This window comes from Methylobacterium sp. UNC300MFChir4.1, from assembly GCF_900110155.1.
GTDB lineage: Bacteria > Pseudomonadota > Alphaproteobacteria > Rhizobiales > Beijerinckiaceae > Methylobacterium.
Window position 1 is genome coordinate 71,451 of sequence record NZ_FOCS01000025.1, and the last position, 9,784, is coordinate 81,234.

Sequence of the window (9,784 nt, forward strand, 5' to 3'; positions counted from 1 at the left end):
ACCGGCAGAGAAGCACCCGGAGTGACCCTGCCGCGTCCGACCCGTCGCGGACGTCCTTAGCGTCGCTCGGGCATCCGCAAAGCATACAAAGCGCCCGATGTTCGAGCCGGTGTAAGGTAAGGGGGGCAGCCTAAGCCAATTCACCATGGTAGTGTGCGCGACTGGAAGTACCGCCTGCTCGGCTGGGAGGACAGGTCGCTTCCAACGCAACTGTCGAGGCCTCAGGCTATGCTGCGTCGAAGCTTTCTTGGGGCCGCCGCCGCGGTAGGCGCCGCCTCGTTCCTCCCCACCCGGCCCGCGCTCGCGCAGAGCACTCGTCAGCGGACCCTGCGCTTCGTGCCACAGGCGGATGTCACGATCCTCGACCCGCTCACGACGAGCGCCTACGTCACGCGCAATCACGCGCTGCTGGTGTTCGACCAGCTCTTCGCGATCGACGGCAATCTCAGGCCTCAGCCGCAGATGGTCGAGTGCTACACGGTGGAGGAGGACGGGAAGCGCTGGACCTTCCGCCTGCGGGAGGGTCTCAAGTTCCACGACGGCGAGCCGGTGCGCGGGCGCGACTGCGTCGCCTCGATCCGGCGGTGGGCGCCGCGCGACAACCTGGGCCAATTGCTGTTGGCACGCACCGACGCGATGGAAGCCCCCGACGATCGCAGCTTCACCATCCGCCTCAACCGGCCCTACGGCCTGATGCTGGCGACCCTGTCGAAGCTCGGCCCCCCGGCGCTGCTGATCCTGCCGGAGCGGCTGGCTGTCCTCGACCCCAAGCAGCAACTCCCCGAGGTCGTCGGTTCGGGTCCGTTCCGGTTCAATGCCCGCGAGCGCATCATCGGCGCCCGCGTCGTCTACGACCGCAATCCGGACTACGTGCCCCGAGCGGACGGGGAGGTCTCTGGAGTGGCCGGGCCGAAGCGGGTGCATTTCGACCGGGTCGAGTGGACGACTATGCCCGATCCCAGCACGGCCGCAGCCGCGCTCAAGAACGGCGAGGTCGACTGGTGGGAGAACCCGATCAACGACTTGCTTCCGACACTGGGAGCCGACCGCGGGATCGTCACGCCGTTATCGGGGCGGCTGGGGACGATGGGCACCGGGGTGATGAACCATCTGCACCCGCCCTTTGACAACCCTGCGGTTCGCCGCGTGCTGCTGGAGGCACTCTCGCAAGAGGACTTCATGACCGCGATCAACGGCACGGATCCGAACCTGATCCGGACCGGCGTCGGTCTGTTCGCCCCTGACACACCGATGGCTTCCGATGTGGGTCTCGACGCGCTGACACGTCCGCGCGATTTGGAGCAGTCGAAGCGGGATCTGATCGCAGCCGGGTACAAGGGGGAGCGTGTCGTCCTGTTAGCGGCGGGCGACATGCCGCGGCTGGCCGCGATGGGCGATGTGATGAATGACCTGCTCCAGCGCATCGGCATGAACGTGAAGCACGCCGTTTCAGACTGGGGGACCATGGTCACCCGCCGGGCCAACAAGGCACCTCCGGACCAGGGCGGCTGGAACATCTTCTGCACCGACTGGTCCGGCTTCGACATGCTGAACCCAGCGGTGGAGCAGGTGCTGCGCTGTGGCGGCGTGCAGACGGGCTTCTTCGGCTGGCCCGATCTTCCGCAAATCGAGGCGATGCGTGGGGCATGGATCGAGGCGCCGGACGAGGACGGCCGCCGGAAGATCGCCTACGACATCCAAGCGGTGGCGATGCAGGAGGTGCCTTACCTGCCCCTTGGGCAGTATCTCAGCCGAACCGCCTATCGGGACGATCTCCAAGACGTGGTCAAGAACCTGTCTGTGTTCTGGAACGTGCGGCGAGCCTCCTAGAGGTCTACCGATCGTGACGAAGCCGACGGTTCTCGCCGGGTAGAGGCTTGGTTTTCGTGCTTGTCAGAAGAGGTGGGAATACGGCTAAGGCCGTCCCCCTTCTGGCGTTTGCGGCTCGACAGCGGAAGGTCGCGTTTTCGCCTATCTCAGACATTTCGGTGGGTGTACCAAGCGTCTGCTTTCCACCACCAGCATTACAAATTGGGTGGAAATACTACCGTCATCTAAATAACGCTGCTATGAAGAAATCATTTCTGAAGACATGTAAAATGGGTAATAGCTTCAAGGACGCACACGAAAGCACTCGGCGAGTGATGCGAGCTAATAAGGCCCGCGGCACCAAGCCAGAGCTGCTTGTCCGTCGTTCGCTTCACTCTCTGGGCTACCGCTTCCGGCTCCATCGACGTGATTTGCCTGGATCACCTGACATCGTCTTGCCGCGACATCGGGTGGCCATACAGGTTCACGGGTGCTTCTGGCACCAACATGAGGGTTGCCGGCACGCCAATCTGCCTCGCTCTCGCACTGCCTACTGGCACCCCAAGCTTGCCCGGAACGTTGAGCGGGACGTGCGGACAAATGCGGCACTTCGAGCCCTCGGCTGGCGCGTCCTCGTGCTCTGGGAGTGCGAGCTGAAGGATCTCGACGCTCTTCGCGATCGACTTCGGACATATCTACTCGGCAGCGATGAGTTTGCTCGACCGCTGAGCGCGAGCTGAGGCTCCGTAACCCTGACCTGTTCCCGGATGGGCGTCATGGTCCCCACGGAGCGCGTGATAGGCCGGTGGGACCTTAGTGGGCTGGCTTGGCGGCGGAGCAGGCTTCGGGGCCACTCGCACAGCGAGCATCGGCTCCTCAGGCGTGACAGGGAGGCCGAGCAACTGCTCTCGAATGGCCCTTGCAATCACTTCAGCTAATAGCGAGGGAACCGCGTTGCCGAGCTGTCGCTGAGCGTCAGCGAGCGAACCTGCGAAGCTGATGTTCTCCGGGAAGGTTTGCAGGCGTGCCATCTCGCGCGCGGACAGCCGGCGCCCAGACCAGTGGAACGGTCCAGTTGCCGGTCCCGGCTGAGCGGCAAGCGTCCAAGACGGCTGATCCTTGGCAAGCTTCAGCAAGAACGACCAGTAACGACGACGCCAGCCGAACAGCGGCTCGCCGCCGCCCCGCGCCGTGTGCCACAAGTAGTTCTGCCCCTCTGGGATCGAAGGCATTAGCGCTGCCCACTTCCCTTTCATCTGGAGCATAGGATCGTTCGCCTCATCCACATCGTGGAGGGCGTCCCAAGCTGTCCGCCAGCGCTCGGAGTTGGCTGCCAGATCAAGAGACAGCGGATCAGCGTGGGTTGGTGATGGGAAGCGGAACTGGCTGCCTTCACGCGCGCCGACGATGAAGAGCCGCCGCCGGAGCTGCGGCACGCCGTAGTCGGCGGCGTTCAGCACAGCCACCGAGGCCGAGTAGCGCGAGCCCGTGGCCGCGTTGATCGTGCTCAGCGCATCGCGGATGAGGCGCAGGCCTTCATCTTTGCCTCGGAAGCCGAGACCCTCGACGTTCTCTAGTAGGAAAGCGCGAGGTTGCGCCTCTGCGAGCACACGGAGGTAATGGTCGAGCGTCGAGGCTCGGGGATCATCAAGTCGGCGCGCTTGTCCTGTTGCCCAAAAGCCTGCCTTGCTGAACGGCTGGCACGGCGGCCCACCGATCAGGACATCGGCCTGGCCAGGCTTAAGGCCGCCGGTTCGCAGCAGCTCCTTCGTCGTTACCTTGGCAATGTCGCGCTCGATAACCGGCCATGGGCGGTTTGCGCGCAAGGTCTCAACGCACCGCGCGTCCAGCTCAAGCGCCACGACAGTGCGAAAGCCCGCTGCCTCGAAGCCGAGGTCCAGGCCGCCAGCGCCGCTAAAAAGGCTGATCGCAAGGGGCGTCCTCATCGGCCTCTCATACCCCGGAGCGGACGGCCTCGAACACAGGGCCGGGATCATCGATCCACAGCGCCGGATCTACCAACACATTGTTACCGATCTTACCTGGGCAGCGTGCGTGCTCGGCAAGCCTGCTTGGAAGCACGTAGCGAAAGGTCCATCGCTCCTCCACAGCGTGAAGGCAACCGGCCACCACGTCGAAGTCATCTGGGGCGTAGTAGCGTGAGCAAGGGTCTCCTTTCGAGGCGCGCGTTCTCTGAAAGTCGATCTTCGGTAGGCCAGCGGCGCTCCGCTTGCGGAGCACGTTCTTGCATTCGACGGTGATCGGCGCACCGCCTCGCCAGCGCAGGCGAAGGTCCGGGCCGCCCTCCTCATCGAGGCGCACGCAATCTGACACGCCCGGTGTTGCGGCCAGGACCTCGCGTAGCTTTTCCTCTGCCACCCATCCGCGCACCGCCATCTTAAGGCGGCGGGCGCTCGCGATCAGTTCCAGGATCCGCTCAGGTGAAAGCTCTAGCTCCGCGGCCAGCGGGTGGAGGGTGGTCACGTCGGCGACGGCTACCGGCCCCTCCGGCTCAGTGGTGACTTCGTGCACCAGTTCTGGACGCTCTGCCAGCAACCCCCGATCGCCTTGCGAGACACCATATGCGCCTCGCTCGAAGCGGATCAAATCCAAGAGCTTGCTGCGCCGGCCACCCACGAGCACCTCGGTTGGCTCAGCAAACGGTCCTCTGTGCTCCCGCTCCCAGGCATGCCACCCCCCTTCTAGGATCGCCTCAGCGTGATGGTCCTTGAACTCGATGCGTATGTAAAACTTCGTCGGGTTGTGCATCTCGGGGTCGAGCGAGACGAAGTAGCCGCGCACAGGATCGATGCCGATGAGAAGCGTCGTGTAGAGCCCGAGCGGATCTTGCCATAGCCGGTGCAGGACGGGTGAGCCGTCCTCATCCCGCAGCTTCGGGCCATACTTGATCTGAAAGCTCCGCTCGTCAGGTGGCCGGTTCTTGGTGGGGGTCCTAGTGGCGAGGAAGGCGTAGGCGACAACACCCATACGCTCGCCAGCGGGGGTCTCGAACGTGATGACGAAGGGAGCCCTATCCGGCGGCGACGCGAAGATGATGCGGCAGCCTGCGTCACGAAGGCCTTCGACCATGAACCTGACGAGCGGCTCGCGATCTGAAGGCTGAACCCGGTACTGCCGAAGGCCGAGGATCATTCGAGACCCAGAAGCAGGCAAGAGGCTGCCGTGGCAGATTGCTTCAGGGCATATCGCTTCCAAAGGCAAGCGATCGAGGGCCTCGGTCTTGTAGAGGGCTGTGGTTAGATGTGGGAGCGACCCAATGCGTGCTCAACGCATGCGTCGCGGCGGATGGCAGCTCGACATCCGCTTTTTCGCGTCGCTGCATGTGCGACAAAGGCTGCACATTTGCTTCCTATTCGCTTCCTGGCTGCAGTTTCCAGGAAGCAAACTAGACAACGGAAAAGGGGCTGGCGCTAAGCCAACCCCTTGAGCCATCATCAAAAATTTGATGGTACCACCGCCCCGGCTCGAACGGGGGACCCCCAGATCCACAATCTGGTGCTCTAACCAACTGAGCTACGGCGGCACTGGCGCGGGGTGTATCGTGGGCCGCGGCAGTTTTCAAGGCGATGCGTGCACGGGATTTGGACTTCGTGGACAGCGCCGTCCGAGCCCCCCGCGCCGGGGCCGGCCGCGCTCCCGCAGCACCGCCCGTTTGCAACGGGCTCGGCCCCGGCTGTAACTGCGGCGGCGGGGCCGACGCGTCGGCCCCGCCGATCGGGCGGACCGGAGGCGAGGGGGCGGACCGTGAGCGCGCGACAGCCATCGGGCGCCGCCGGCGGGGGCAGGGCGCCCGGCGACGGATCGGCCGACGTCCCGGCCCGGCGGCCCGTCAGGCCGGCGCGGAGGCCCCGTCGGCGCTGGACCGGGATCGGGCTCGTCCAGGCCCCCGGGCGGCTCCGCAGCCTCGTCCGACGGAGCGAGGGCGGCCTCGTCGCCCTCGCGACCCTGGTGGGCTGCGTCGCCGGCGTGGCGGTGTCCGCCATGACCTGGATCACCCAGACCCTGCGCGAGCATCTCTACCAGCTGCCCGCGGGCGCGCGCCTCAGCGCGGTCGACGCCGTGCCGCCGGCGCTCCTGCTCGTGGGCCCGTGCCTCGGCGGCGCCGTCCTCGGCCTGCTGATCGTCGCCGCCAACTACGTCCGCGGCCCGCGCAAGCGCCCGGCCATCGACCCGATCGAGGCCAACGCCCTGCACGGCGGCCGCATGTCCCTGCGCGACAGCCTCTACCTCGCGCTCCAGAACGTCATCTCGAACGGGTCCGGCGCCTCGGTGGGTTTGGAAGCCGGCTACACACAGATCGCCTCAGGCCTCGCCTCGCGCCTGGGCATCGCCTTCGAAGTGCGGCGCAGCGACCTGCGCACCCTGGTCGGCTGCGGCGCGGCCGGGGCGATCGCGGCCGGCTTCGGGGCACCGCTCGCCGGCGCGTTCTACGCCTTCGAGTTGATCATCGGCACCTACTCGATCGCCACGCTGACGCCCGTGGTCGTCGCGGCGCTGTGCGGCAACCTGATCTCGCGCGCCCTGATCGAGGCGCAGCCGCTCGTCGATCTCGGCGACATGCAGGCGGTCACGACCTCGCACGTCACCAGCCTCGAGATCCTGCCGAGCCTCGCCCTCGGGCTGTTCTGCGCGGGCCTCGGGATCCTGATCATGCGCGGGGTCACGCTGGTCGAGCGCCTCGTCCAGGCCTCCGGCGTGCCGCGGGTGGCGGCGCCCGCCTTCGGGGGGCTGTGCGTCGGCGCGCTGGCGCTGCTCGCGACGCCGCAGGTGCTCTCGGGCGGCCACGGCGCCCTGCACATGCACTTCGCCGCCGAGGGGCAGGGGCACGGCATCGCGGTCCTGGCCGGGCTGTTCGCCGCCAAGGCCACGGCCTCGGCGATCTCGATCGGCTCGGGCTTCCGCGGCGGCCTGTTCTTCGCGTCGCTGTTCCTCGGGGCCATCGCTGGCAAGCTGTTCGCTGCCCTCGCCCCCGTGCTGGTGCCGCCGCTGGCGGATTTCGGCCTGACGCCGCTCGCCTACGCGGTGATCGGCATGAGCGCCCTGGCGGTGGCGGTCATCGGCGGCCCGCTCACCATGACGTTCCTGGCCCTGGAGGTCACCGGCAGCCTGCCGATCACCGGCGTCGTGCTGGCGGCGGTGATCGCGTCCTCGCTCACCGTGCGCAAGACCTTCGGCTACTCCTTCGCCACGTGGCGCTTCCACCTGCGCGGCGAGAGCATCCGAAGCCCCCACGACGTCGGCTGGATCCGCTCGCTCACCGTCGGCCGGCTGATGCGCCGCAATCCCGGCACCGTGGCCCTGGACACGCCGCTGCCCACCTTCCTGCGCGCCCATCCCCTCGGCTCGCCCTCCCGGGTGATCGCCGTGGACGGGGCTGGGCGCTACGCCGGCATCCTGAACGTGCCCGAGACGCACGCGGCCGCCCGGGATTCCGGCGCCCACGCGCAGCCGGTCCTCGCCGACCTGCTCCTGCACGCGGACGATTTCCTGACGCCGGGGATGAACGCCAAGGACGCCGCGGCCGCCTTCGACCGGACCGAGAGCGAGGCGCTCGCGGTCGTCGAGAGCGCCGAGAGCCGGAAGGTGCTGGGCCTGCTCACCGAGAGCCACACGCTCAAGCGCTACAGCGAGGAGCTCGACCGCCAGCGCCGGGCGATGGCGGGCGAAACCGACTGATTGTCAGGTCGGGGTGTTGACCCGATCCCGGCGCGGACCAATCACCTGACGCCGACGACCCGGGCCCCGCAGAGGCCCGCCCCTCGAAACGCTTGGAGGATTCATGGCCGCCCCAGAGAACAGCCAGCAGCGTCGCTACCGCATCGCGGTGATCCCCGGCGACGGCATCGGCAAGGAGGTGGTGCCGGAGGGCGTGCGCGTGCTGGAGCAGGCGGCCAAGCGGCACGGCTTCGGCCTCCAGCTCGACTGGTTCGATTTCGCCAGCTGCGACTATTACGAGCAGCACGGCCGGATGATGCCGGAGGACTGGAAGGCGCGGATCGAGACCCACGACGCGATCTATTTCGGTGCCGTCGGCATGCCCGAGCGCGTGCCCGACCACATCTCGCTCTGGGGCTCGCTGATCCTGTTCCGGCGGGAATTCGACCAGTACGCGAACCTGCGCCCGGTGCGGCTGATGCCGGGGGTGAAGTGCCCGCTCGCCGACCGCAAGCCCGGCGACATCGACTTCTGGGTGGTCCGGGAGAACACCGAGGGCGAATACTCGAACGCGGGCGGCCGGATGTTCGCCGGCACCGACCGGGAGTTCGCCCTGCAGGAGACGATCATGACCCGGCACGGGACGGACCGGATCCTCAGGTTCGCGTTCGAACTGGCTCAGAAGCGCCCGAAGAAGCACCTGACCTCGGCCACGAAGTCGAACGGCATCTCGATCACCATGCCGTACTGGGACGAGCGGGTGAAGGCGGTGGCCGAGGCCTACCCGGACGTCCGGTGGGACCAGTACCACATCGACATCCTGACCGCGCATTTCGTCCTGAACCCGGACCGGTTCGACGTGGTGGTGGCCTCCAACCTGTTCGGCGACATCCTGTCGGATCTCGGGCCCGCCTGCACGGGCACGATCGGCATCGCGCCGTCGGGCAACATCAACCCGGAACGGGTGCACCCGTCGGTGTTCGAGCCGGTCCACGGCTCGGCGCCGGACATCGCCGGCCAGGGGATCGCCAACCCGATCGGCCAGATCTGGTCGGGGGCGATGATGCTGGAGCATCTCGGCGAGCACGCGGCGGCGGCCGAGATCGTCGGCGGGATCGAGCGGGTGCTGTCCGAGCGGACGCTGCGCACCCGCGACCTCGGCGGCAACGCCGACACGCAGGCCTGCGGCAAGGCGGTGGAGCAGGCGCTGGGGTAGGGCAATCACCCCGAGCCTCCCTTCCAGGCCCTCATCCTGAGGTGCCCGCGTCAGCGGGCCTCGAAGGAGCCCTCCAGGGATCGTGAGACCGCTGGAGGGCTCCTTCGAGGGCTACGCTGCGCTCCGCCCATCAGGATGAGGTGGGATTCCGTTTCCGTCTCAAGGCTGTCGTTGAGATGCCCTCTCCGTCATCACGAGCGGAGGTCCGAACACATCGACAGCGAACGGAACGAGCGCGGGAGGCCCCGTTCTCCGTGGCGTCAGCGGGGGCGGCGGCGCACGCTCACCACGTTGCTCGCCGGCTCGGCCTTGCCGGTCTCCGCCGGCAGGGTGTCGAGGGCGGTCTTGACGATGGTCGTGGCGTCGAGGCCCGCCTCGGCGTACATCTTCTCCGGGCTGTCGTGGTCCTGGTAGGCGTCCGGCAGCGTCATCGTCCGCACCCGCACGCCCCCCGCGTCCAGAGCGCCCCGCTCCGCCAGCAGGTGCAGCACCATCGCGCCGAATCCGCCCCGCGAGCCCTCCTCGATCGTGATCAGCACCTCGTGGTCGCGCGCGAGCTCCAGGATCAGCGCCTCGTCCAGCGGCTTGGCGAACCGCGCGTCCGCCACCGTCACCGCCACGCCCTGCTCGGCCAGCGTGTCGGCCGCCTTCAAGGCCTCCGACAGGCGCGTGCCGAGCGACAGCAGCGCCACACGCGCCTCCGCGTCCCGGCGCACAACCCGCCCCTTGCCGATCGCCAGCGCCTCGCCCCGCTCCGGAAGCTCGACGCCCACACCCTCGCCCCGCGGGTAGCGCAGCGCGATCGGGCCCGTGTCGTGCGCGTGGGCGGTCGCCACCATGTGCACCAGCTCGGCCTCGTCGGCCGCCGCCATCACGGTCATGTTCGGCAGGCAGCACAGGTAGGCGAGGTCGAACGCGCCCGCGTGCGTCGCCCCGTCGGCGCCGACCAGCCCCGCCCGGTCCAGGCAGAACCGCACGGGCAGGTTCTGCAGCGCCACGTCGTGCACCACCTGGTCGTAGGCCCGCTGCAGGAACGTCGAGTAGATCGCCACGAACGGCCGGTAGCCCTCGGTCGCCAGACCG

Annotated in this window: 7 protein-coding genes and 1 tRNA gene; 4 read left to right on the forward strand and 4 right to left on the reverse strand. The window is 67.7% G+C overall.

Annotation, left to right across the window (positions count from 1 at the left end; all coding sequences use genetic code 11):
- Nucleotides 1-228 precede the first annotated feature (228 nt).
- The gene (locus tag BMY19_RS25210; protein ID WP_100253295.1) at nucleotides 229-1,830 is read left to right on the forward strand and encodes an ABC transporter substrate-binding protein; all 1,602 of its coding nucleotides are present in this window, start codon (nucleotides 229-231) and stop codon (nucleotides 1,828-1,830) included.
- Between the two features lie 269 nt (nucleotides 1,831-2,099).
- Nucleotides 2,100-2,549, forward strand: a complete 450-nt coding sequence (locus BMY19_RS25215) for a very short patch repair endonuclease (RefSeq protein WP_100253296.1) — start codon at nucleotides 2,100-2,102, stop codon at nucleotides 2,547-2,549.
- On the opposite strand, the gene BMY19_RS25220 is transcribed toward BMY19_RS25215, so the two are convergent.
- The 3 genes from BMY19_RS25220 to BMY19_RS25230 form a co-directional block, all read right to left on the reverse strand.
- The gene (locus tag BMY19_RS25220) at nucleotides 2,505-3,755 is read right to left on the reverse strand and encodes a DNA cytosine methyltransferase (RefSeq protein WP_100253297.1); all 1,251 of its coding nucleotides are present in this window, start codon (nucleotides 3,753-3,755) and stop codon (nucleotides 2,505-2,507) included. The two genes, BMY19_RS25215 and BMY19_RS25220, sit on opposite strands and share 45 nt — an antisense overlap.
- A gap of 7 nt (nucleotides 3,756-3,762) precedes the next feature.
- Nucleotides 3,763-4,962: a hypothetical protein gene (locus BMY19_RS25225; protein ID WP_139215696.1), complete on the reverse strand. Its 1,200-nt coding sequence runs from the start codon at nucleotides 4,960-4,962 to the stop codon at nucleotides 3,763-3,765.
- 314 nt (nucleotides 4,963-5,276) lie between these two features.
- Nucleotides 5,277-5,353: transfer RNA gene (locus BMY19_RS25230), tRNA-His, on the reverse strand.
- Nucleotides 5,354-5,574: 221 nt separating this feature from the next.
- On the opposite strand from BMY19_RS25230, the gene BMY19_RS25235 reads away from it, so the two are divergent.
- The gene (locus tag BMY19_RS25235) at nucleotides 5,575-7,506 is read left to right on the forward strand and encodes a chloride channel protein (RefSeq protein ID WP_244535013.1); all 1,932 of its coding nucleotides are present in this window, start codon (nucleotides 5,575-5,577) and stop codon (nucleotides 7,504-7,506) included.
- A 103-nt stretch (nucleotides 7,507-7,609) separates the two neighbouring features.
- Nucleotides 7,610-8,701: a tartrate dehydrogenase gene (locus tag BMY19_RS25240; RefSeq protein WP_091928132.1), complete on the forward strand. Its 1,092-nt coding sequence runs from the start codon at nucleotides 7,610-7,612 to the stop codon at nucleotides 8,699-8,701.
- Nucleotides 8,702-8,961: 260 nt separating this feature from the next.
- Here BMY19_RS25240 and BMY19_RS25245 read toward each other — a convergent pair.
- Nucleotides 8,962-9,784: transketolase C-terminal domain-containing protein (locus BMY19_RS25245; RefSeq protein WP_280141645.1), on the reverse strand; the 823-nt coding region annotated here is incomplete at its 5' end.